This window comes from Rathayibacter sp. AY1C9 (assembly GCF_002932315.1).
In the GTDB taxonomy this organism is placed as follows: Bacteria; Actinomycetota; Actinomycetes; order Actinomycetales; family Microbacteriaceae; genus Rathayibacter.
This window is the reverse complement of sequence record NZ_PSVZ01000010.1, coordinates 21,996-44,109: the sequence shown is the minus strand read 5'-3', so window position 1 is coordinate 44,109 and position 22,114 is coordinate 21,996. Positions and strand designations below refer to the sequence as shown.

Genomic DNA, 22,114 nt, shown 5'->3' with positions numbered 1-22,114 from the left:
TCCGGTGCGCCTCGCGCGACGTGTCGCGTACCGGAGCGGCATCTCGAGGAGGGGCTCAGCGGCGCTTCTCCGGAGTGGGGAGGGTGCCGGAGGCGCGGGCGGCCTCGTACCAGGCGTGCGCCTCCTCCTGGCGCTCCGCCTCGGCGCCGGTCGCGATCGCCGCGCGCACGTGCTCGGGCCCGTAGCCGAACGACGCGACCAGGTCGGCGGCGTGCGGGCGGATGCGGGCGAGCAGGCGGTCGATGTAGGACGTCACCGCGACCGCTCGCTGCGACGACAGGCGCCCGTGGATGAGGTACCAGTCGAGGTGCTTCTCGATCAGGCCCAGGCCGAAGAGATCGCGGAGCCAGGTGAGGACGGTGCGCGTGCCCGCGTCCTCCACGCCGGCGAGCGCCTCCGTGAACGCCTCCCACTGCAGCAGCTCGGCGTGGGCGCGCGCCGCCTCGATGAGCTCGCTCTGGTGCGCGTTGAACAGGCGGGCCGCCTCGTCGGAGGGCAGCTTCGACGCCGGGCGCAGCCGTGAGGCGATCCCCGCGACCATGCTCTCGACGCGGCCGGTGAGCAGCTCGCGCTGGTCCTCCCGCAGCTGGCCGACCGAGCGGGCCGTCGATCCGCGATCGGCGACGACCTGGGCCAGACGGCGCAGACCCGAGTTGTCGACGGTCGCCCCCGCGACCTGCGAGGCGGCGTACCGCGCCAGCTCCGCGGGCTGGGCGCCCTTGAAGCGGCGTCCGACGTCGGTCAGCAGGCGCTTGGCGACCAGCTGGAGGAGCACGGTGTTGTCGCCCTCGAAGGTCGCGTACACGTCGAGGTCGGCGCGCAGCTGCGTGAGCCGGTTCTCCGCGAGGAAGCCCGCGCCTCCGCAGGCCTCGCGCGCCTCCTGCAGCGTGTCGAGAGCGTGCCAGGTCGAGAGCGCCTTCAGCCCCGCGGCGAGGGTCTCGAGGTCCTGCCGCGACTGCTCGGTGTCGTTCGCGCCGGAGAAGACCTCGTCGAACGCCGTCAGCAGCTTCTCGTGCGCGAAGGCGGCGGCGTAGGTGGTGGCCAGGCGCGGCAGGAGGCGGCGCTGGTGCCGCTGGTAGTCGAGCAGCACCTCCTCCCGCTCGCCGCCGCCGGTGAACTGGCGGCGCTGGTCGCCGTAGGTGACGGCGACCGTCAGCGCGATCTTCGCCGCGGCGACCGAGGCTCCGTCGAGCGAGACGCGGCCCTGCACCAGCGTGCCGAGCATGGTGAAGAAGCGGCGGCCCGGGCTCGCGATCGGCGAGGAGTAGGTGCCGTCGGCGGCCACGTCGCCGTAGCGGTTCAGCAGGTTCTCGCGCGGGACGCGGACCCCGTCGAAGTGGAGGCGGCCGTTGTCGATCCCGTTCAGACCGCCCTTGAGGCCGTCGTCCTCCCCGCCGATGCCGGGCAGGAACGCGCCCTGCTCGTCGCGGATCGGGACGAAGAAGGCGTGGACGCCGTGGTTCACGCCGAGGGTGACCAGCTGCGCGAAGACGACCGCCGCGCGCCCGTCCACCGCCGCGTTGCCGAGGTAGTCCTTCCAGGCCGCGCGGAACGGCGTCCGCAGCACGAACTCGCCGTCCTCGTAGGTGGCGGTCGTGGCGATCGACGCGACGTCGGAGCCGTGCCCGGTCTCGGTCATCGCGAAGGCGCCCGGGATCTCGAGGCTCATGATCCCCGGCAGCCACTTCTCGTGGTGCGGGCGCGTGCCCAGGTGCAGGACCGCGGCGCCGAAGAGCCCCCACTGCACGCCGGACTTGATCTGCAGCGAGGGGTCGGCGGTGACCAGCTCCTCGAAGCCGGCGATGTTGCCGCCGTGGTCGGCCTCGCCGCCGAGGTCGACCGGGAAGGCGCGGTGCACGCCGCCCTCGGCCGCGAGCACGCGCATCTGCTCCGAGACGCGGAGGCGGTGCTCCTTCATCGGGAGGCCGTCGGTGCGGTGCAGCTCGGGGCGGGCGGTCAGGGCGCGGCTGGCGAGGCGCTGCTCGCGCCAGGCGCCGAGCAGGGTCTCGCCGAGGGCGGCGACGTCGACGGCGGGGGCGCCGTCCTCGTCCAGGCGCGCGTCGACCTCGGAGCCGAGGGAGTCCACCGGCGGCGTGGGCGCGATGGAGCCCGAGCGGGAGCGCCGGGCCCGCGTGCGCCCGGTGGCCGCCCGGTCGGCGGCGTCGGCGGCGGAGCGGGGGTGGGGAGCGGTGCTGACCATGGTGTTCGTGTCCCTTCGACCGTCTGCGGTTCGGGCCGCTCCCGGTGCGTCGTGCGCCGACGGGCGCGGCAGCGGAGGCGGTCCCCGCACGGTAGGTCGCGCGGCGGCGCGGCGGAAACGTTCCGTCGCCCGGGCACAAACAGCGCCGGGCGGAGGCGGAAGCGCGTTGTCGGAACCGACCAGGCGGGGGCGGGGCGCGCGGCTCGTGCGCAGGACGGGCTGTCCCTGCGACGGGAGCGGAGAAGGGGGCGGCTCGTCCGGGTGCTGAACGGGCTGTCCCTACGGGCTGCTTCTGCGGAGGAGGGACGCCGCACCGGAGGCCGCCTCGCTAGTCTCTCGGCATGAGCGAGCCGCCGCTGCCTCCCCCTCCGCCCGCCCGACACCCGGCGGCCGGGCCGCCCGCGGACGTCGCGGCAGCGCCTCCCCGGACTCCGGGTGCGCCGCCCGTGGACGTCGCGGCCGCGCCTCCCGCGCCTCCGGCCGCGCCGGGATCCGGGGTGCCGCATCGGCGCCCGGTCCGCGTCTGGGACCTGGTGCTGACGATCGTGCTGATCCTCGTGGCCTCCGCGGTGACGCTGCTGCTGTCGTTCTTCGGGCTGTTCTTCGCGATGGCCAGCGACTCGTGCGGCGGATCGAACGCCTGCGACATCGGCCTGATCGAGGGCGGGATGGTCCTCGCCGCGGGAGGAGTGTGGGTGCCGTTCCTCGCGGCGCTGGTCGTCTCGATCGTGCTGCTGGTGCGGCGGCGCATCGCGTTCTGGGTGCCGGTGGCGGGCCTCGCGGTGTCGTTCTGCTGCACGCTGCTCGGCGGGTGGATGGCGTCGACGGGCGCGAACGGCTGAGGGCGCTCGCCGGCGCCTCGGACCGAGGACGCTCGCGTCGGTGACGAGGTGGGCACGATCGTCGACGCGGAGCCCGGAACACGATCGCCCGCGCCGGCGCCCGCCTCCGTCGCGGGTGGTGAACCGCGCGCCTCAGCGACGGATCAGTAGCTGTCCCAGCCGGGCTCCCAGTCGGGCTCGTCCGGCGGCACCCAGTCGTCCTCCGGCGGCTGAGCGGCGGACACCGGCGGACCGGACGACTCGCGGCCGAACGAGGGCTTCGCCCCTTGCGAGCGGGACGACCCGCCACGGGCGGCCGGCGCGCGGCGGGGAGCGGGAGCCTCCTCACCGGGTTCCGGGACGGCGATCTCGGGGCTCTCCCCCGCGACGACGGCGAGAACGGCCTCGCCGTAGGTGAGCAGCTTCTTCTGGCCGACGCCGCCGATGATGCTGAGCGCGTCCATCGTCGCCGGCTCGGCGGTCGCGATCTCGCGGAGGGTCGCGTCGTTGAAGACGATGTAGGCCGGGACCGCCTGCGCGCGGGCCTGCGCGGCGCGCCACTCCCGGAGCCGCTCGAACAGCGGCTGAGCCTCGCCCGACAGCTCGGCGACGGTGGACCGCCCGGAGCGGGAGGATCCGCTGGAGCGGGCCGGCTTCTCCGGCTCCTGCCGCAGCTCGACCTTCCGCTCGCCGCTGAGGACGGAGCCGGACGCGTGCGTGAGCACGAGAGTGCCGAAGCCGTCGTCGTTCACGCCGAGCAGGCCCTGCGCGAGGAGCTGGCGGGCGACTCCGCGCCACTGGGTGTCGCTGAGCTCGGCGCCGATGCCCCAGGTGGCCAGGCCGTCGTGCTGGTGCTGAGTGGTGCGCGGCGTGGTCTTGCCGCGGAGGACGTCGATGATGTGTCCGGCGCCGAACTGCTGGTTGCGCTCCCGCTTGAGGCGGACGACCGTCGACAGGAACTTCTGCGCCGCGACGGTGCCGTCCCAGGAGGCGGGCGGCTCGAGGCAGGTGTCGCAGTTGCCGCAGGCGGTGCTCTCCTGGCCGAAGTAGGCGAGCAGGTTCACCCGGCGGCACTGGACCGTCTCGGAGAGCGCGAGCATCGCGTCCAGGTGCGCGGACATCCGCCGACGGTGCGCCAGGTCTCCCGGCGACTCGTCGATCATCCGGCGCTGCTGCACCACGTCCTGCAGGCCGTAGGCGAGCCAGGCGGTGGACGGCAGTCCGTCGCGGCCGGCGCGACCCGTCTCCTGGTAGTAGCCCTCGACCGACTTGGGCAGGTCGATGTGCGCGACGAACCGCACGTCCGGCTTGTCGATCCCCATGCCGAAGGCGATGGTCGCGCAGACGATGACGCCCTCCTCGCGGAGGAACCGCGACTGGGCGGCGGCGCGCACCCGCGAGTCGAGGCCCGCGTGGTACGCGACGGCGTCGAAGCCCGCCGAGCGCAGCGCCTCGGCCGTCGCCTCGACGCTCTTGCGGGAGAGGGCGTAGACGATGCCCGCGTCGTGCGCGTGCTCGCGCCGCAGGAAGTCGATCAGCTGCTTGCGCGGCTCGACCTTGTTGACGATCCGGTACTGGATGTTCGGGCGGTCGAAGCTCGAGACGAAGTGGCGGGCGGCGCCGAGGTGCAGGCGCGAGGTGATCTCGCGGTGCGTCGCCTCGGTGGCGGTCGCGGTGAGGGCGATGCGCGGGACGTCGGGCCAGCGCTCGGCGAGCTCGCCCAGTGCGAGGTAGTCGGGGCGGAAGTCGTGGCCCCACTGGCTGACGCAGTGGGCCTCGTCGATCGCGAAGAGGGCGATCCGGCCGCGGGCGAGGAACTGCTTCATGCCCTCGTTGCCCAGGCGCTCCGGGGCGACGTAGAGCAGGTCGAGCTCGCCGTCGAGGTAGGCGCGCTCGACGCGGCTGCGCTCGCCCGCGTCCTGGGTGGAGTTGAGGAACTCGGCGCGGACGCCGTTCGCGCGGAGGGCGTCGACCTGGTCCTGCATCAGCGCGATGAGCGGGGACACGACCACGCCGGTGCCGGGGCGCACGATGGCGGGGATCTGGTAGCAGAGCGACTTGCCGCCGCCGGTGGGCATCAGGACGACGGCGTCGCCGCCTCCGATGACCTGCTCGACGATGGCCTGCTGCTCGCCGCGGAAGGAGCCGTAGCCGAAGACCTTCTCGAGGATCGCCTGCGCCTCGGAGGATCCGGATCCCGGGGCGCCGCTCGCCGCGTCGCTCCGGACGCCGCCGCGGGACTCCGCCGAGGGGTCGGCGAGCGGCGGGGCGGGGAGGGCTGTCGCGGTGGGCTCTGTCACCCGGGGAACTCTACCCGCCGCCTCCGACGCCGCCCCGGGGGTCCGGGGAACTGTGGAGAAGGGCCGCAGGGAGGGAGCTGGGGAGGCGGCTGCGGGGAGGTCGGGGGTCTTCTGCGGCGCCCGGCTCAGAGGTCGGTGAGGGTGCGGGTGTCGCCGTCCCAGAAGCGGACGCCCGCGAGGCCGACGGTGAACGGCTCGCCGAGGAGGGGGACGGCGTCGCCGAGCTGCTCGGCGCGGAGGCGGCGAGAGACGCTGATGTGCGGCGTCCAGGCGTCCGGCAGCGAGGTGTCGACGCCGCCCGGCACGAGGCGCGTGGCACGGCCGTGCAGCGCGTCGAGGGCGGGCGAGCGGACCACTCCCCAGGCGAGGACGAAGCGCCCGGCGTGCGGGAAGAGGAGGACGGCACCGAGGTCGGCCGTCGCCGGCAGCGGACCGAGCGCGCCCGGCTCCGGGGCGGTCAGCTCGGGCCCGGCGATAAGGGTGAGGTGCGGGCGGTTGCTGGCGGACGTGTGCAGTGCGAGGCTCGGGACGCCGGCCGCCTCGAGCGCCTCCCACTGGCTGCGGACGCGAGCCTCCGACTCCGGATCGAGGAGGACTTCGAGGCTGCGCATGTCCACATTCTGCCGCGGCTCCTGTGTGCGGGCCTTCGCAGGCGCGCGGCCACTCGCGGGCGCGCGCGGTCCTCGTCGGCTCCCGCGAGTGCGCAGGAGTCGTCGCACTCGAGCTCGAGTGCGACGACTTCCGCGCACTCGCGGGGGCGGGGAGCGGGGCGGAGACGGGCAGCGGGCGGGCACCGCCCACCCGCGCCCCGCCACCCGCGTCAGCCGATCGTCACGAGGGCGGCGAACAGCTCCGGCGCTCGGCGGTCGACGATCCGACCGCCGACGCGGATGCCCACCAGCGCGAAGACGGTGCCCAGCACGAGGGCGGCCGCCAGTCCGATCAGGCCGAAGGCCGGGTCGCCGCCGATGAGCGAGATCGCGCCGAGGACGATCGACGGGAGCGCCAGCAGACCGGTCGCGGCCATGCTCCCCAGCATCACGACGCTCGAGATCATCCCGGAGCCCGGCGGCGTCTTCAGCGGGCTGTCCCCCGGCCCGGGCACGGGGTAGACGACGAGCGACGAGGCGACGCTCGACACTCCGAACCCGCTGAGAACGAGGGCCAGCGCCATGCCCAGCACGGCCGGGATCGCGTCGGCGCGTCCCGCGTACAGCGCGGTGCCCACCGCCACGGCGACCACCGCAGGGACGCCGATGATCGCGGCGGCGACGACGCGACCGGCGCGGTCGGCCGACCCCGTCACTCCGGAGCTGACGTGCGCCGCCCAGGCGGTGCCGTCGTACGACACGTCGGCGCAGAGGGTCACGCCGAAGATCAGGCCGACGAGCACGGCCGAGAGCAGCACGAAGGTGTCGCCCCCGCTGCCGATCGCGGAGTAGAAGACCGCGAGGACGACGACGGCGGGGATGACGAGGAGCCCGCGGCTGTAGCGCGGGTCGCGCCACCAGTAGCCGAGGGCACGCGCGGCGACGGCGCCGGTCGGGGTGCCGGGGAAGCGCCCGAACAGGCCGAGGCCCGCGGATCCGGAGGCGGAGTGCGCGCCGGACGCGGCGGGCTCCGCGAGCGCGTGCCGCAGCGCCCGGGCCCACGCCCAGACGAGGACGGCCAGCGTCGCGAGCCCGATCAGCAGGCGCGCAATCGCCGCGACCCAGTCGCCCGCGACGACGGATCCGGGGACGGCCCAGATCGCGCCGAGCGGCGACCAGCCGAGGGCGCCCGCGATCACGGGCAGGACGTCCAGGCCGTCGCGGATCACGTTCGTCAGGCCGAAGAAGAGCGGTCCGAGCAGGATGACGACGACGAGCACGACGCCGCCGATCACCTCGCGGTAGCGGCGGCTCGAGCCCAGGCCCGTGGTGAGCGCGCCGATCAGGCGGGACGCGACCACGCAGGTCGCGACGCCGATCACCGCGGCGACGAGGCCGGGCAGGATGCCGATCGGACGGCTCCACCAGGCGGCGGCGGAGGCGAGTGCGCCGAGCGTGGTCACCACGCCGGGGATGCCCGCGAGGCCCGCGGCGGCGAGCCCGAGGAGGAGGGTCCGCAGCGGGATCGGGAAGGTCGCGAGGGTGGGCAGGTCGAGGCTCTGGTCGGAGCCGGACAGGAAGATCGGCCCGAGCACCCAGCCGAGGATCAGAGCGGAGCCGCCGAGGACGATCGCGACGTTCGCGAACGCCGGGTCCGTGCCTCCGAGCGCGACCAGGCCGGCCGCGACCAGGCCGAGCACCGCGATCGCGTAGAGACCGCCGAGGATCACGCCGATCAGCTGCCACACGTTCCGCGTCAGCGAGTTGCGGAGCAGGAGCAGCCGCAGCCTCAGGAGATGCGCAACCATGCCGGTCCCTCCTGGTGGGTGCGGCCGCCGACCAGCTCGACGAAGCGCTCCTCGAGGCTGGACCCGGCGCGGACCTCCTCGAGGGTGCCGGAGGCGAGCACGCGGCCGTCGGCGATGACGGCGACGCGGTCGCACATCCGCTCGACGAGGTCCATGGAGTGGGACGAGACGATGACCGTGCCGCCCGACGCGACGAAGCCGGTCAGGATGTCGCGGATGTTCGCCGCCGAGACCGGGTCGACCGACTCGAACGGCTCGTCGAGCACCAGGAGGCGCGGGGCGCGCACGAGCGCGCAGGCGAGCGCGATCTTCTTGGTCATGCCCGCGGAGTAGTCCACAACGAGCGTGCGGTCGGCCGGATCGAGGCCGAGCAGGGCGAGGAGGTCGTCGGTCCGCTCGACGACGACGGAGCGCTCGAGCCCGCAGAGCAGGCCGTAGTAGGTGACGAGCTGGAGACCGGTGAGGCGGTCGAACAGCTTGACGCCGTCGGCGAGGACGCCGATCAGCCGCTTCGCCTCGAGGGTGTCCTTCCAGACGTCGACCTCGTGGATCGTGACGACGCCGCTGTCGGGGCGGAGCAGGGCCGTGGCCATCGAGAGGGTCGTCGTCTTGCCCGCGCCGTTGGGGCCGACGAGCCCGAAGAAGGACCCGGCGGGGACGTCGAGGTCGATGTCCTTCACGGCCTCCTTGTCGCCGAAGCGCTTGCGGAGGCCGCGGATCCGCAGGGCGACCTCGCCGTGGCGGCCGGAGGCCTCGGGGGCGGCCCACGCGGGGGTCGCGGAGTCGGTGAGCGCGGAGTCGGTGAGCGCGGAGTCGGTGTGCTCGGCAGCGGTGCCGTCGGCGGCGGTGCGCGCGGCGGGGCTCTCGGTGTCCGTGCCGTCCTGGGGAATGCCGGGGGGCGTCGTCCCGTCCATGTGTGTCCCTTCCGGGCCGCGGTGGGCGGCCGCTCCTCCACCCTAGGCAGGCGCTGCGGCCGGGGCATCCGTCCCGCGATGGAGTCGCGCTGAACGCGCCGGCGCGGCCCCGGTGGTCCGACGGGGCGGGGCGGGAGCACGGCCGCCTACGCTGGCCCCATGCCCACGCTCCTCCTCGTCCGGCACGGACGCACCACCGCGAACACCGCGGGGATCCTCGCCGGACGCACCGCCGGAGTGCGGCTCGACGACGTCGGACGCACGCAGGCGGCGCGCACCGGGGAGCGGCTGGCGGCGGTCGAGCTCGCGACCGTGGTGTCGAGCCCGCTCGAGCGGTGCCGGCAGACCACGCGCTTCGTCCTCGAGCGGCAGACGGGATCGCCGGCGACCGTGATCGACAAGGGCATCACCGAGTGCGACTACGGCGACTGGTCGGGGCGCTCGCTGCGGGATCTCGCGACGGAGCCGCTCTGGGCGACGGTGCAGAACCAGCCCTCCGCGGTGGTGTTCCCCGGCGGCGAGGGGATGCTCGCGATGCAGGCCCGGGCCGTATCGGCGATCCGGCGGCACGACGCGGCGGTGGCGGAGGAGCACGGGGCCGGCGCGGTGTGGGCGGCGGTCAGCCACGGAGACACGATCAAGGCGATCCTCGCGGACGCGCTCGGCATGCACCTCGACCTGTTCCAGAGGCTCAGCGTCGGACCGGCGTCGGTGTCGATCATCCGCTACGGCGCGGGGCGGCCCGAGGTCGTCGCGATGAACACGGACGCCGGGGACCTGGGCTGGCTGCGGAAGGCGGCCCCCGTGGCGGACGCCGCTGTGGGGGGCGGGGCGGGGCACGAGTAGGCGCGGTTCGGGAGGGCCGCTTCAGGGCTCGACCGAGCGGCAGGGACGCGGGTGCTCGGCGGCGGTGGATCTCGATGCGCCCGCTCCGCGGGGGGCTCGGTCAGCAGAAGAGACGGCTGCTCGATCAGCAGGCCGCCCGAGCCCGACGCGCGCAGCCACCGCGGAGGCGGGCGCTCGTAGACTGGGGGCATGCCTCCGATCGTGCACGGATTCGACTGGCCCGATCGCGTCGTCGTGGGGACCGTCGGCTCACCCGGCTCGCGCTCCTTCTACCTCCAGGCCAAGACCGGGCCCCGCGTGGTCAGCGTCGGCCTCGAGAAGCAGCAGTCGGCCCTCCTCGCCGAGAAGATCGACGAGATCCTCGACCAGCTGATGACCGCCCAGGGCAACCCGGTCAGCGTCCCCGCCGGCACTCCCCCGGAGCTCGTCGACAACGACCCGCTCGACCAGCCCGTGGAGCCCGAGTTCCGCGTCGGCGGTCTCAGCCTCGGCTGGGACCCGTCCACCGCGCAGATCGTGATCGAGGCCTACCCGCTGACCGAGGCGGAGGACGACTCCGAGGAGGAGCCCGAGCCCACCGAGATGCTGCAGGTGAAGATCCCGGTCGGAACGGCGCGCGCCTTCGCGAAGCGCACCCTCGAGGTCGTCGGCGCCGGACGTCCGCTCTGCCCCCGCTGCGGCGAGCCGATGGATCCCGACGGGCACGACTGCCCGCTCGCATGAGCGACCCGGGCGGGCTCGACGGCGAGCTGGAGCTGGCCGGCCGGATCACGATCGCCTCGAACGCGACGTTCCTCGCGCAGCTCGGCGAGACGTCCGTCGTCTACAAGCCGATCTCGGGCGAGAAGCCGCTGTGGGACTTCCCGGACGGCGTGCTCGCGGGCCGCGAGGTCGCCGCCTACCTCGTCTCGGAGGCGCTCGGCTGGAACGTGGTGCCGCGCACGTGGCTCCGCGACGGTCCGCTCGGGCCGGGCATGGTCCAGCTCTGGCAGTACATCGATCCGGACCAGGACGCGGTCGACCTGGTGCCCGCCGACGCCGTGCCCGACGGATGGCGGCACGTCCTCGACGGCAGCGACGAGGAGGACCGGGACATCTCCCTCGTGCACGAGGACTCGACGGCGCTGCGCCGGATGGCCGTGTTCGACGTGGTCGCCAACAACGCGGACCGGAAGGGCGGGCACGTGCTCGCGCTGCCCGACGGCCACCGCTACGGCGTCGACCACGGCCTCACCTTCCACTCCGAGCACAAGCTGCGCACGGTCCTCTGGGGCTGGATCGGCGAACCGCTGCTCGAGGAGGAGCTGACGGCGCTGGCGCTCCTGCGCGCGCAGATCGACGGACCGCTCGGCGAGGCGCTCTCGGAGCTGCTCACCGAGGACGAGGTCGCCGCGTTCGCGAAGCGCTGCGAGCGGCTCGGCTCCTTCGGCCGCTTCCCGGGCCCGCGGGGCGGGATGCCCGCGGTGCCCTGGCCGCTGTTCTGAGCCGGGCGCGGTCGGAACTCGGGACGAACGCCTCCGGAGCGGCGGAGACGCGCTGATCCTCAGGCGCGGGAGCGGATCCCTCCTGCATCCTGAGCGGCTCAGAAGCTCCAGCCGCGGCCGAACAGCTCCTCGCCGGGCGTCCCGCCGCCTCCCGGACCCGCGCCGCGAGCGCCGAGGTAGGAGGAGACGACGGCCGCTCCCAGGTCCTCCGCCTCCGGGTTCACCACCGAGCCGCCGACCCGGCGGGCGAGCGAATCGATGAAGCGCGCGAGGCCCGGGTCGTCGCCCAGGCGGAAGAACGTGGTGTGCGCGCCGAGGCGGAGCGACGCGTCGAGCTCGCGGACCGAGACGGCGACCGTCAGCGGGTCCGGCGGGTAGTCGAAGAAGACGCCGCCGTCGGGCTCGAGGTGCGCGGTCGGCTCGCCGTCGGTGACGATGAGCAGCACCGGCTGCGCATTCGGGTGCTTGCGGAAGTGCCGGTTGGCCAGCAGCAGCGCGTGGTGCAGGTTCGTGCCCTTGTCCCACTCCGCGTCCAGGCCCACCAGCTGCTCGACGTCCATCACCTCGGCGCGTCGGCCGAAGGCAACGAGCTGCAGCGCGTCTCCGCGGAACCGGCTGCTGATCAGGGTGTGCAGGGCGAGCGCGGTGCGCTTCATCGGCACCCAGCGGCCGTCCATCGCCATCGAGAACGAGGTGTCGACGAGGAGCGCGACACAGGCCTGCGTGCGCGCCTCCGTCTCCTGCACCTCGACGTCGTCGATCAGGATGCGCACCCCCGAGCCGACCGGTCGGCCCTCGCCGGCGGTGCGGGTGAGGGCGTTGGTCACCGTGCGGGGGATGTCCCAGGCCTCGGTGTCGCCGAACTCCCACGAGCGCGTCGCTCCGGAGCGCTCGCCCGCCGCGCCCGCGCGCCGGACGTCGCGGGCGCCCTGACGGCCGGAGACGGTCTCGGCGATGTCGCGCAGGAGCGCTTTGCCGAGCTGGCGCATGGCCTTCGGGCTGAGGGCGAGGCGGCCGTCGGAGCCGCGGCGCAGGGTCCCGGAGTCGCGCAGGGCCCGCTCCAGGCGCTTCAGCGTCTGCGCGTCGACGGAGGCGTCCTCGCCGAGGCGCTTCGCCAGCAGGTCGAGGTCGAGGTCGTCGAGGGAGGAGCGGTCCGTCTGCGCGAGCTGGTCGGCGAGGGCGTCGAGGTCGGCCAGCTCCTGGAACACGCCCGTCCCGTCGCCGAGGCCGAGCCCCTGCTCGCCGTCCATCCGCTCGGAGCCGCCCCAGTCCTCGCCGGGACGGAGCCCCCGCAGGGTCTCGTCGAGGCGGCCGAGGGACTGCATGAGCTCCGGCGTGCCGAAGGCCTCCTGGGCGAGGGCGTCGAGCTCGGCGCGCTGCTCGGCGGTCATCGAGTTGCGCATCCGCTGGGCCGCGGCCGCGCGGGCGGCGAGCGCGTCGATCAGCTCGTCCACCGACTCCGGGCCCTCGGGGAAGTACTCGCCGTGCTGCTCCATGAAGGCGTCGAACTGCTCGGGGGTGTCCTCCCCGCGCGCGTGCGCCTCGAGCAGCTCGTTCAGGTCGCGGAGCATCGCGTCGATCGCGGCGCGGTCCTCGTCGCTCGCGTTCTCGAGGGCCTGCTTCATCCCCTCGAAGCGCTGATCGAGCATCTCGCGGCCCAGGAGCTCGCGGATCCGCTCGAAGTCGGCGCGCGCCTCGGGGCTCTGCCAGCGGTAGTCGCGGAGCTCCGAGACGGCCGCGGCCGGTGAGGGCGGGAGGCTGTCGAGCTGGATCTCTGCGAGCGCGCGGTCGCCGTCGTCCATCTGCGTGTCGCGGGCGAGCTGCTTGCGCTCGGCGAGGACGGCCTTGTCGAGGAGCTCGCGGATCTCGCGGAGCGTGCCGTCGAGGTTGTTCCTCTGCGTGAGCTCGCGACGCCGCTGGGCGACGCGGGCGGCCAGGTCGTCCAGGCCCTCGCGGTCGCGGGTGCCCCGGCGGAGGAACTCGCGCAGGGCGCGCTCGGGCGAGGTGCCGCCCATCACGTCCTCGCCGATCGCGTCGAGGGCCTCCTTCAGGTCGACCGGAGGAGCGAGCGGATCGGGTCCCCCGTCGTACTTCGCGTAGCGCGCGTCGCGCTTCAGCCGCCGGTTGCCGCGCGGAGCATCAGCCATAGACGGCCTCGCCCCCGCCCGTCTCCTTGCTCAGCTTGCGCGAGAGGTAGAGGCCCTCGAGGGCGAGCTCGACCGCTCCGGCGCGGCGCCCCTCCCCCACGGCGTCGAGGCGCTCGGCGACCTCGTCGTACACGCGGGCCTCGCCCAGCAGCGGCAGGCCGGCCAGGAACTCGCGGGCGGTCACCTGCTCGCCGGTCGTGATCATCGCGCCGTTCTCGACCGCCTCGACGAGCGGCCCGAGGTCGACGCCGCGCAGGTGGGCGCGGACGGTCTCGGCGGTGGCCTGACGGAGCAGGTGGTCGAGGATCTCGTCCTCGCGGCCCTCCTCCCCCGACTCGAACTCGATCTTGCCGCCGAGCACGTCGACGGCGGTCTCGAGGTCGATGGGGCGGGCGACCGCCTCCTCCTCGCCGCGGCGGGTGGCGCGGTGCAGGGCGGCGGCGGCGATCGTCTCGGCGCCGGCGATGGCGAAGCGGGCGCTGACGCCGCTGCGCTGGTCGACGGAGCTCGACTCGCGCAGGGCCCGCGTGAAGCGGGCGAGGATCTCGATGAGCGCGTCGGGCACGGTCGCGACGAGGTCCGCCTCCTGCCGGATGACGGCGACCTCGTCGACGAGAGCCGTCGGGTAGTGGGTGCGGATCTCGGCGCCGAAGCGGTCCTTCAGCGGCGTGATGATCCGGCCGCGGTTCGTGTAGTCCTCCGGGTTCGCGCTCGCGACGACGAGGACGTCGAGGGGGAGGCGGAGGACGTAGCCGCGGATCTGGATGTCGCGCTCCTCCATCACGTTGAGCATGGCGACCTGGATCCGCTCGGCCAGGTCCGGCAGCTCGTTGATCGCGACGATGCCGCGGTGGCTGCGCGGGATGAGGCCGAAGTGGATGGTCTCCGGGTCGCCCAGGCTGCGGCCCTCGGCCACCTTCATCGGGTCGACGTCGCCGATGAGGTCGGCGACGCTGGTGTCGGGGGTGGCCAGCTTCTCGACGTAGCGCTCCTCGCGGGGCTTCCACCCGACGGGCAGGTCCTCGCCCAGCTCCTCCGCGCGGCGGCGGCTCTCCGTGGTGATCGGCTCGTAGGGGTGCTCACCGAGCTCGGACCCCTCGATGACGGGCGTCCACTCGTCGAGCAGGCCGACGAGGGTGCGCAGGAGGCGGGTCTTGCCCTGGCCGCGCTCGCCCAGCAGGACGATGTCGTGGCCGGCGATGACGGCGCGCTCGACCTGCGGGATGACCGTCTCGGCGAAGCCGTGCAGGCCCGGCCAGGGATCGCGGCCCTCGCGCAGGGCGTCGAGCAGGTTGTCGCGGATCTCGGTGCGGAGGCTCTTCTGCACGTGCCCGGAGGCACGGAGCTGGCCGAGGGTCTGGGTCGTCGGGCGCATCACCTCGGCAACGCTACGCCGCAGGTCCGACACGTGGTGGAGGTGCGGCGGATTCGCGGCGCGGGCTTGCGCGGGGGCCGCGCCGCGGACGGCTCAGCGCTCGAGGCGCGGGGCGGCGGCGAGCAGGCGGCGCGTGTACTCCTCCTGCGGTGCGGCGAGGAGCGACGCGGCCGGCCCCGCCTCGACGATCCGGCCCTCGCGCATCACCGCGATGCGATCGCTCATGTGCGCGATCACGCCGAGGTCGTGCGAGATGAGGAGGAGGGCGAGGCCGTGACGGCGCTGCAGGTCGTCGAGCAGGTCGAGGATCTGCGCCTGCACCGACACGTCGAGGGCCGAGACGGGCTCGTCGCAGATCAGCACGTCGGGGCGCGTCGCCAGCGCCCGGGCGATCGAGACGCGCTGGCGCTGACCGCCGGAGAGGGTCCGCGGCGAGCGCCGCTCCAGGGCGGGGTCGAGCCCCACGCTCTCGAGCAGCGCGGGCACGGAGGCGGCGCCGGCGTCGCGGAGGAGGCGGCCGACGCTCCAGCGCGGGTCGAACGAGGAGAGGCTGTCCTGGTAGACGGCGCCGATCCGCGGGCGGCGGGGACGGCGGGAGCGCTCGGTCGCTGCCGACCACGGCTCGCCGAACAGCTCGACGGCGCCCGCGTCCGGACGCCGCAGCGCCAGCACGAGCCGGGCCACCGTGCTCTTGCCCGACCCGGACTCGCCGACGAGCCCGACGGTCTCGCCGCGCCGCAGCCGGAGGTCGACGTCGTCGACCGCGACCCGCACTCCTCCGCCGGGCAGCGGGAAGCGGGCGGCGAGTCCGCGGGCCGCGACCACGACCTCGCCGGGAGTCTCGGGCGGGGTCGCCGGTGCGGTCGGGTCGGTGAGCCGGGAACCGCGCGGGCGCCCTGCGGGGACGGCGGCCACGAGCGCGCGGGCCTCGGGGCTGCGGGGCGCGCGCAGCACCTCGGCCGCGGTCCCCTCCTCCACCACGCGGCCGTCGGCGAGCACGAGGATGCGGTCCGTGAGGCCCGCCACCACCGCGAGGTCGTGCGAGACCAGGACGAGCGCCCGGCCGCGCCCCTTCTGCTCGGCGAAGAGCTCGAGCACGCGGGCCTGCACGGTCACGTCGAGCGCGGTGGTCGGCTCGTCGGCGACGAGCAGCGGCGGATCGAGCGCCACGGCCGCCGCGAGGAGGGCGCGCTGGCGGAGCCCGCCGGAGAGGTCGCCCGAGCGCTCCCGCATCCGCTCGGTCGGCTCCGGCATGCCGACGCTCGCCAGGGCCTCGACCGTCCGCTGCACGCGCTCGGCCGCGGGGAGGCGGCCGTGGAGGCGGAGCACGTCGCCGATCTCGCGGCCGATCGGGCGCAGCGGGTCGAGCGAGAGCAGCGCGTCCTGCGGGACGAAGCCGACGGATCCGCCGCGCAGCCGCCGCAGCTCCCGCTCGCCCGCTCCGACCACCTCGGTCCCGCCGACGCGGACGCTCCCGGTCACGGCGCCTCCGCTCAGCCCCAGCAGCGCTCGCGCGGTGACGCTCTTGCCCGACCCGGACTCGCCGACGATCGCGACGCACTCCCCCGGCTCCACGCGGAACGAGACCCCGTGCACCACCTCGACTCCGTCGAAGGCGACCCGGAGCCCCTCGACGACGACCGCGCTCACCGCGCACCCCTCAGACGCCCGCCGAGGACCGTCGTCGCGATCGTGGTCAGCACGATCGCCAGTCCCGGGAACACGGTCAGCCACCACGCGCTCGCGAGGTAGGTGCGGCCCGCGGAGAGCATCGCGCCCCACTCCGGCGCGGGCGGCTCGGCGCCCAGGCCCAGGTAGCTGAGAGCCGAGGCCCAGACGATCGCCTGGCCGACGCCGAGGGTCGCCAGCACGGCGAGCGGCCCGAAGGTGTTGGGGAGGACGTGCCGGACGAGGATGCGGACGGGTCCGTGCCCCAGCACGCGCGCCGCCTCGACGTAGCCGGAGTCGCGGATGCCGAGCAGCTGCGTGCGCAGGATGCGGGCGTACCCCGGCGCGGTCGAGAGGCCGACCGCGATGGTGGCGGGGACGACTCCGGGACCCGTGACCACGATCACGAGCAGCGCGAGCAGGAGCGCGGGGAAGGCGAAGAGCACCTCGAGTACGCGGCCGATCACGCCGTCGACGACGCGGCCGCCGAAAGCCGCGACCACCCCGAGCACCGCGCCGAGGACGAGGCCGATCGCGGTGGCGCTGGCGCCGATCAGGAGGGACGCGCCGGCCCCCGCGATGAGGCGGCTGAGGACGTCCCGACCGGACTCGTCGGTGCCGAGCAGGTGCGCGGCACCCGGTGGGGTGAAGGCGTCGCGCGGGGCGACGGCGAGCGGATCGGAGGGGGCGAGCAGCCCGGGCGCGACGGCGGCGAGCAGGAGCAGCACGACGAAGAACGCGGCCAGCACCTCGCCGGCGCGGAGGCGGGAGGGACCCCGGCGGAGCGGGCGGGCGGCGCGCAGTTCGAGCTCGCTCACGCGACCGCCTCCCGCCGGGCCAGCCGCGGGTCGATCACGCGGGTCAGCAGATCGGTGGCGAGCGTCACGACGATGTACGCCAGCGCCGTGACCAGCACGACACCCGTCACCACCGGCACGTCACGGATGGTCACCGCCGCGAGCAGAGTCCGGCCGAGCCCCGGCCTCGCGAAGATCGTCTCGACCACCACGGCCCCGCCGATCAGGTAGCCGAACGCCCAGCCCGAGAGCGAGACCCCTGGCAGCACCGCGTGGCGCAGGGCGTGGCGGGCGCGGACGCCGAACTCGCCCTCGCCGCGCGCCCGAGCGGCGAGCACGAACGGCGACTCCAGCGCGTCGAGGAGGGAGCGGCGCATCACCTGGCCGAGGAAGCCCGCCAGCGGGATCGCGAGGGTGAGCGTCGGCAGCACCAGCCCGGCGGGCGACCCGGTGCTGACCGGGGGCAGCCAGCGCAGCGCGGTCGCGAAGACGGCGATCAGCACGGTCGCCAGCCAGAAGTGCGGGAGCGCGGCCGCCGTGAGCTCGAGGCCGGACCCGACCGCGGCGGCGAGGCGGCCGCCCCGGGTCGACCAGAGGGCGGTCGCGAGCGCGAGGATCCATGCGGCGGTGAGCGCGAGCACGGCGAGCAGGAGGGTGCCGGGCAGCTGCTCGCCGAGGATCTGCGCGACGGGAGTGCGCAGGGAGTAGGAGGTGCCGAGGTCGCCGCGCGCGAGCCTGCCGAGCTGCGCCAGGTACTGCACGAGGAGCGGCTGGTCGAGGCCGTACTGCTCCCGCACCGCGGCGAGCGCCTCGGGCGACGCCTGCGAGCCCGGACCGCCGAGGATCGCCTGCGCCGGATCGCCGGGGACGAGGCGGATGAGGACGAAGACGGCGGTCGCGACGGCCCACAGCACCACGAGGGCGCCACCGAGGCGGAGGAGCACGCGACGGATCATGCGGGCGGGCGTCCTCTCTGGTCGGGGCGGTGGAGGGGGCGGGGCGTCGTCGAGGCCCGCTCCCTCCGGAGCACGGGGACTCGACGCGCGACAGACGGCGGCTACTCGACCAGCATGGAGGACGGACCCCTGCTGATCGAGCAGCCCGCGGAGCGGGCGTCTCGAGCTCCGCCCGTCCGATCGCGGGGTCTCGGTGCGCCGCCGCGGCGACTACTCGACCGGCATGCGTCCGCTCTTCGATCGGTGCAGGCGGCTCTCCGGGCCGGGTCAGACCCAGGCGTCGGCGAACCAGGGGGTCGACACGGTGTCGAGGGCGACGAGGCCCTGGACGGCCGACCGGTGCAGGTAGTGGTTCTGCTGGTCGTAGAGCGGCAGAATCCAGTAGCCCTCGAGGACGATCCGCTGCGCCTGCTCGTACAGGTCGGCGCGGGCGTCCTCGTCGGTCGTGGCGCTCGCCTGCTCAAGCAGCGAGTCGAGCGCGGGGTCGGCGATCTGCGCGTGGTTGGCGAAGTAGCCGCTCGGCGCGGGGGTGATGCCCGAGGAGGAGTAGAGGATCCGCAGCACGTCGGGTCCGACCTTCGTGTACGGGGCGCTCACCAGCTCGTACTCGTTCGACGCGAGCGCGGTGTACCAGCTCGACAGGTCGAGCAGGCTGATCCGCACGTCGAAGCCGAGGGTCTTCGCCGAGGCCTGGATCTGCTCGAACAGCGACTGCTCGGCCGGGATCGACTGGTTGGTGCTGACGGGGAATCGCAGCGTCAGCGGCGTGCCGCCCTTCTCGCGGATGCCGTCGCCGTCCGAGTCCACCCAGCCGGCCTTCTCGAGCAGATCCTCGGCGGCGGCCGTCTCGGAGTCGGACCCGGCGTCCTCGAAGAGCGACGGGTCGGAGTACGCGGTCGCCTCGCGGCTGGACAGCGGGGAGTAGGAGCGCTCGGCGGTGCCGAAGAAGAGGGAGTCGATCGCGTCGTTCACGCCGACGCCGCGGACGAAGGCCTCGCGAACGGACTCGTCGTCGAACGGCACCTGCCCGGAGTTGAGCTCGAGGCGGTTGACCGAGCCGGGCCGGGGCGCGTCGAGCTCGACGAGGTCGGTGGCTCCGGTCGCGGCCTTCAGAGTGTCGGGCTGGGCGTTGTCGAGCACGTCGACCTCGCCCGACTGCAGCGCCGCATAGCGGGTGGCGGAGTCGGGGATGAAGCGCCAGGTGATGCTCGCCAGGTGCGCGGGGCCCTCGTGGCCGTCCCCGGTCGGGCCGGTCGACGCGTCGTAGGCCTCATTGCGGGTGAGGGTCACGTGGTCCTGCTTGACCCACTCCGAGACGGTGAAGGGGCCGGTGCCGACGGGCGCCTCGCAGTTGGCCGCCTCGCCGCGGGCGATGCCGGCGGGCGACTCGATCGCGGTCCACGGCTGCGCGAGCGACTCGAGCAGCGCACTGTCCGGCGCGGTCAGGGTGAAGCGGGCGACGGTCGGCGAGACCGCGGTGACGGAGGCGACCTTCGCCACGGCGAGGTAGCCGGTGGAGGACTTGGTCGCCGGGTCCTGCAGGTGCGCGATGTTCGCGGCGACCGCCTCCGCGTCGAGGGCGGTGCCGTCGGTGAAGGTCGCGCCCTCGCGCAGGGTGAAGTCGTAGCTGAGCGCGTCGTCCGAGACGGTCCACGACTCGGCCAGCCACGGCGTGATGGTGCCGTCGGCGTCGCGCGAGACGAGCGACTCGAGCACCTGCGTCGCGAGCAGCGCCTGCGGGTAGTTGCCGCCGACGTGCGGGTCGAGGCAGGTGGGCTCGGCGTCGCCGGACGCGTAGGTCAGCGTCCCGCCGTCGACGGGGGTGCTGGAGGCGTCGGGCGTCTCGGCGGTGCAGCCGCTGAGCAGGAGCGCGGCGGCCGCGACGGCGGCGGGGAGGGCGAGGAGGCGGGAGCGCAGCGGCATGACGTCTTTCGTGGAGGGGTCGGGGGTGCACGCGTTTCTTGGACGCGACCCAGGAAACGCTAGCAGGGCGTGGAGGCGGCGGACGGGGATCGCTCGGATCCGTGGAGGAGCGCCCGGATCCCGCGCTGGGGAGGGACGAACCGCGCTGTCAGAGGCCCCTGATGCGCCGGGCGGTCGAGAAGGGCCTCCGCTCTCCTACTGTCGACGCATGACCTCCGCCGTGCTCGCCCTCCTGTTCGGCTCCGCCGTCGCCCTCGTGGGCCTCGTGCCCTGGGCCGCCCTGCAGTACCGGCGGCGCGGCGTCCTCGGGATCGGCAACGCGGTGCTGGCCTTCGCCGCCGTGGTCTACGCGCTCGCCCTCGTCACCTACACGCTCCTCCCCCTGCCCGACGAGGCGACGGTCGCCGCCGCCTGCCGCACCGGATCGGGTCCGCAGCTGCGCCTGTTCGCCTTCGTCGGCGACATCGCGAAGGAGGGCGGGATCGACGGGCCCCGCGCGCTGCTGACGAACCCCGCGTCCGCGCAGGTGCTCCTGAACGTGGTCTTCTTCGTCCCCCTCGGGATGCTCGTCCGACACCTCGCTCTGCGCGGGCGCCTCGTCGCCGGGCTGATCGGCGGCACCGTCGTCGGCTTCGCCGTCTCGCTCCTCATCGAGGTCACGCAGCTCACGGGCGACTGGTTCCTCTACCCGTGCGCCTACCGGCTCTTCGACGTCGACGACCTGCTGGCCAACACGGCCGGCGCCCTGCTCGGCACCCTCCTCTCCCCCGTCCTCCTCCTCTTCACCCGCCGGACCGAGGGCGCGGTGCCGGAGCTGGCGCGCCCGGTCACGATCCGCCGCCGCGCGTTCGGCATGTTCTGCGACGTTCTCGCGCTGAGCCTCATCACGGGCGCGCTCGTCTCGATCACCGGGGTCGGCCTCGTGCTCGCGGGGGTGGACACGCGCTCGAGCCCCGGGGACGTGGTTCTCGGAGCCCTGCCGTTCGTCGCTCCGCTGCTCCAGCTCGTGATCGTGCTGCGGTCCGGACGGACCCTCGGCGAGACGGTGGTGCGCCTGCGTCCCGAGCCGCGACCGCTCCTCTGGCAGCGGCTCGTGCGCTGGGCGGCGGGATCGGGCGGCTGGTCGACCCTGCTCGCCGTCGAGGGCGGCTTCTGGTCGCTGCTCGCCTTCGTCCTCGCGGCGGCCGCGATGATCGGCCTGGTCGCGACACGGGGCCGCCGGGGGACGGCGAACGCGCTGGCTCGCCTCGACGTCGTGGACGAGCGGGCGGAGGCGCCGTCCGCCATACGGAAGACGGACTGAGAGGAGCCTGCCGGACGCCTGGGCCGGCCGGTGGTCAGACCGCCGCGCGGAGCCCCTCGACCAGGTCGTGCTGCGCCTCGCGGCCGGCCCGCGTGGGCACGAGCGGGTACACGTGGACCTGCCCGACGGCCTCGTGGAGCTCGAACGGGACCCCGGCGGCCGCCGCCCGCTCGGCCAGCACGTGGGCGTCCGGATTGAGGACGTCACGCGTGCCGCTGAAGACGGTGAGCGGACCGAGACCCGCCAGGTCGCCGAACAGCGGGCTGACCGCGGGATCGAGCAGGTCGAGGGCGCCGCGCCAGCTCTCGGCGAGGACGCGACCGCCCGGGGTGCCGAGCCAGGGATCGGTCGGCTGCACCTCTTGGATGCGCGGATTGCTCCAGGAGAGGTCGAGCGCGGGCGAGACGAGGGTGGTGCGCGGCAGGACCACCCCGTCGTCGCGCAGGGCGAGAGCCGTCGAGAGGGCGATCTGGCCGCCGGCCGAGTCGCCGGCGAGGCAGGTCGCGCCGTGCCGCTCCAGACTTCGCAGCACCAGGCCTCGGACGCCGTCGCGCGCCTCGAGCGCCGTGCCGAAGGGCACGAGCGGGTAGATCGGGAGGGTCACCGCGACGGAGGCCTCGTCGGCGATGCGGGCGGCGAGCCACCAGTGCTGGGGCGCGATCTCGTTCACCCAGCCGCCGCCGTGGACGTAGACGACGCCGCCGCGGATCACCCGCGGGCGGATCGTGTAGACCGGCCAGGAGCCGACCTGCTCCACGTCGACGCGCACGCCGGGCCGGAGGCGGGGCGGCGGGCCGTAGGAGGCGGGACGGAGCGCGCGCTCCCGGATGCGGCGACGGGCTCCCTCCGCGCTGACGAAGGTGCGGTTCGCACGGGCGAGCCGGAGCGCGAGCGGGACGAGGGCATCGGGGACGACGAGCGGCATCGCCCGAGCATCGCGCACCCCGGTGCGCGGCGGCTGGGCGGCGACGGGCTGCGCGGC

17 protein-coding genes are annotated in these 22,114 nt (G+C 74.5%); 5 read left to right on the top strand and 12 right to left on the bottom strand.

Annotation, left to right across the window (positions count from 1 at the left end):
- Positions 1-55: 55 nt before the first annotated feature.
- The gene (locus tag C5D09_RS08900) at positions 56-2,200 is read right to left on the bottom strand and encodes an acyl-CoA dehydrogenase (protein WP_104269120.1); all 2,145 of its coding nucleotides are present in this window, start codon (positions 2,198-2,200) and stop codon (positions 56-58) included.
- A 341-nt stretch (positions 2,201-2,541) separates the two neighbouring features.
- Between C5D09_RS08900 and C5D09_RS08895 the strand changes: the two genes are divergently transcribed.
- The gene (locus C5D09_RS08895) at positions 2,542-3,042 is read left to right on the top strand and encodes a DUF6264 family protein (protein WP_219813061.1); all 501 of its coding nucleotides are present in this window, start codon (positions 2,542-2,544) and stop codon (positions 3,040-3,042) included.
- A gap of 143 nt (positions 3,043-3,185) precedes the next feature.
- On the opposite strand, the gene recQ is transcribed toward C5D09_RS08895, so the two are convergent.
- From recQ to C5D09_RS08880, 4 genes are all read right to left on the bottom strand, one after another.
- The gene (recQ, locus tag C5D09_RS08890) at positions 3,186-5,321 is read right to left on the bottom strand and encodes a DNA helicase RecQ (RefSeq protein WP_181135021.1); all 2,136 of its coding nucleotides are present in this window, start codon (positions 5,319-5,321) and stop codon (positions 3,186-3,188) included.
- A gap of 125 nt (positions 5,322-5,446) precedes the next feature.
- Complete coding sequence (locus C5D09_RS17490; RefSeq protein ID WP_181127356.1) at positions 5,447-5,932, bottom strand: 2'-5' RNA ligase family protein; 486 nt, start codon at positions 5,930-5,932, stop codon at positions 5,447-5,449.
- A 209-nt stretch (positions 5,933-6,141) separates the two neighbouring features.
- A complete protein-coding gene (locus C5D09_RS08885) occupies positions 6,142-7,719 on the bottom strand; it encodes a transporter (RefSeq protein WP_104262323.1) in 1,578 nt (525 codons plus the stop codon).
- Positions 7,701-8,633, bottom strand: coding sequence for an ABC transporter ATP-binding protein (locus C5D09_RS08880; RefSeq protein WP_104226041.1), 933 nt, complete (start codon positions 8,631-8,633; stop codon positions 7,701-7,703). The genes C5D09_RS08885 and C5D09_RS08880 overlap by 19 nt, the downstream gene beginning before the upstream one ends.
- Positions 8,634-8,792: 159 nt before the next feature.
- On the opposite strand from C5D09_RS08880, the gene C5D09_RS08875 reads away from it, so the two are divergent.
- The 3 genes from C5D09_RS08875 (at position 8,793) to C5D09_RS08865 (ending at position 10,963) form a co-directional block, all read left to right on the top strand.
- Positions 8,793-9,479, top strand: a complete 687-nt coding sequence (locus C5D09_RS08875; RefSeq protein WP_104226042.1) for a histidine phosphatase family protein — start codon at positions 8,793-8,795, stop codon at positions 9,477-9,479.
- Positions 9,480-9,668: 189 nt separating this feature from the next.
- The gene (locus C5D09_RS08870) at positions 9,669-10,202 is read left to right on the top strand and encodes a DUF3090 domain-containing protein (protein ID WP_104225051.1); all 534 of its coding nucleotides are present in this window, start codon (positions 9,669-9,671) and stop codon (positions 10,200-10,202) included.
- The gene (locus C5D09_RS08865) at positions 10,199-10,963 is read left to right on the top strand and encodes an SCO1664 family protein (RefSeq protein ID WP_104269118.1); all 765 of its coding nucleotides are present in this window, start codon (positions 10,199-10,201) and stop codon (positions 10,961-10,963) included. Before C5D09_RS08870 ends, C5D09_RS08865 begins: the two co-directional genes overlap by 4 nt.
- A gap of 98 nt (positions 10,964-11,061) precedes the next feature.
- On the opposite strand, the gene C5D09_RS08860 is transcribed toward C5D09_RS08865, so the two are convergent.
- The 6 genes from C5D09_RS08860 to C5D09_RS08835 all read right to left on the bottom strand — a co-directional run bounded on the left by C5D09_RS08860 (position 11,062) and on the right by C5D09_RS08835 (position 19,829).
- A complete protein-coding gene (locus C5D09_RS08860) occupies positions 11,062-13,110 on the bottom strand; it encodes a VWA domain-containing protein (RefSeq protein WP_104269117.1) in 2,049 nt (682 codons plus the stop codon).
- Positions 13,103-14,485, bottom strand: coding sequence for a magnesium chelatase (locus tag C5D09_RS08855; RefSeq protein ID WP_104249672.1), 1,383 nt, complete (start codon positions 14,483-14,485; stop codon positions 13,103-13,105). The genes C5D09_RS08860 and C5D09_RS08855 overlap by 8 nt, the downstream gene beginning before the upstream one ends.
- A 93-nt stretch (positions 14,486-14,578) precedes the next feature.
- Complete coding sequence (locus C5D09_RS08850; protein WP_104269116.1) at positions 14,579-16,135, bottom strand: ABC transporter ATP-binding protein; 1,557 nt, start codon at positions 16,133-16,135, stop codon at positions 14,579-14,581.
- Entirely contained in the window at positions 16,132-16,971 is an 840-nt protein-coding gene (locus tag C5D09_RS08845; protein WP_104269115.1) for an ABC transporter permease, read from the bottom strand. The genes C5D09_RS08850 and C5D09_RS08845 overlap by 4 nt, the downstream gene beginning before the upstream one ends.
- A complete protein-coding gene (locus C5D09_RS08840) occupies positions 16,968-17,906 on the bottom strand; it encodes an ABC transporter permease (protein ID WP_104269114.1) in 939 nt (312 codons plus the stop codon). The genes C5D09_RS08845 and C5D09_RS08840 overlap by 4 nt, the downstream gene beginning before the upstream one ends.
- A 267-nt stretch (positions 17,907-18,173) precedes the next feature.
- Positions 18,174-19,829 carry an ABC transporter substrate-binding protein gene (locus C5D09_RS08835; RefSeq protein ID WP_104269113.1) on the bottom strand — a complete coding sequence of 552 codons (1,656 nt, stop codon included), beginning with the start codon at positions 19,827-19,829 and terminating at the stop codon, positions 18,174-18,176.
- Between the two features lie 208 nt (positions 19,830-20,037).
- Here C5D09_RS08835 and C5D09_RS08830 point away from each other — a divergent pair, with 208 nt between their 5' ends.
- Positions 20,038-21,132 (top strand): VanZ family protein, encoded by a 1,095-nt coding sequence (locus tag C5D09_RS08830; RefSeq protein WP_181027251.1) that lies wholly within the window; start codon positions 20,038-20,040, stop codon positions 21,130-21,132.
- A gap of 34 nt (positions 21,133-21,166) precedes the next feature.
- Here C5D09_RS08830 and C5D09_RS08825 read toward each other — a convergent pair whose 3' ends face one another.
- On the bottom strand, positions 21,167-22,057 hold the full coding sequence (locus tag C5D09_RS08825) for an alpha/beta hydrolase fold domain-containing protein (RefSeq protein ID WP_104269145.1): 891 nt from the start codon (positions 22,055-22,057) through the stop codon (positions 21,167-21,169).
- Between the last annotated feature and the right edge of the window lie 57 nt (positions 22,058-22,114).

Excerpts from the sequence above, each read along its gene's own strand:
- C5D09_RS08895 (WP_219813061.1), top strand. The coding sequence starts at position 2,542 with ATGAGCGAGCCGCCGCTGCCTCCCCCTCCGCCCGCCCGACACCCGGCG.
- C5D09_RS08900 (WP_104269120.1), bottom strand. The coding sequence starts at position 2,200 with ATGGTCAGCACCGCTCCCCACCCCCGCTCCGCCGCCGACGCCGCCGAC.
- C5D09_RS08830 (WP_181027251.1), top strand. The coding sequence starts at position 20,038 with ATGACCTCCGCCGTGCTCGCCCTCCTGTTCGGCTCCGCCGTCGCCCTC.
- C5D09_RS08825 (WP_104269145.1), bottom strand. The coding sequence starts at position 22,057 with ATGCCGCTCGTCGTCCCCGATGCCCTCGTCCCGCTCGCGCTCCGGCTC.
- C5D09_RS08880 (WP_104226041.1), bottom strand. The coding sequence starts at position 8,633 with ATGGACGGGACGACGCCCCCCGGCATTCCCCAGGACGGCACGGACACC.
- C5D09_RS08855 (WP_104249672.1), bottom strand. The coding sequence starts at position 14,485 with ATGCGCCCGACGACCCAGACCCTCGGCCAGCTCCGTGCCTCCGGGCAC.
- C5D09_RS08870 (WP_104225051.1), top strand. The coding sequence starts at position 9,669 with ATGCCTCCGATCGTGCACGGATTCGACTGGCCCGATCGCGTCGTCGTG.
- C5D09_RS08875 (WP_104226042.1), top strand. The coding sequence starts at position 8,793 with ATGCCCACGCTCCTCCTCGTCCGGCACGGACGCACCACCGCGAACACC.
- C5D09_RS08865 (WP_104269118.1), top strand. The coding sequence starts at position 10,199 with ATGAGCGACCCGGGCGGGCTCGACGGCGAGCTGGAGCTGGCCGGCCGG.
- C5D09_RS08860 (WP_104269117.1), bottom strand. The coding sequence starts at position 13,110 with ATGGCTGATGCTCCGCGCGGCAACCGGCGGCTGAAGCGCGACGCGCGC.
- C5D09_RS08835 (WP_104269113.1), bottom strand. The coding sequence starts at position 19,829 with ATGCCGCTGCGCTCCCGCCTCCTCGCCCTCCCCGCCGCCGTCGCGGCC.
- C5D09_RS08840 (WP_104269114.1), bottom strand. The coding sequence starts at position 17,906 with ATGATCCGTCGCGTGCTCCTCCGCCTCGGTGGCGCCCTCGTGGTGCTG.
- C5D09_RS08885 (WP_104262323.1), bottom strand. The coding sequence starts at position 7,719 with ATGGTTGCGCATCTCCTGAGGCTGCGGCTGCTCCTGCTCCGCAACTCG.
- C5D09_RS17490 (WP_181127356.1), bottom strand. The coding sequence starts at position 5,932 with ATGCGCAGCCTCGAAGTCCTCCTCGATCCGGAGTCGGAGGCTCGCGTC.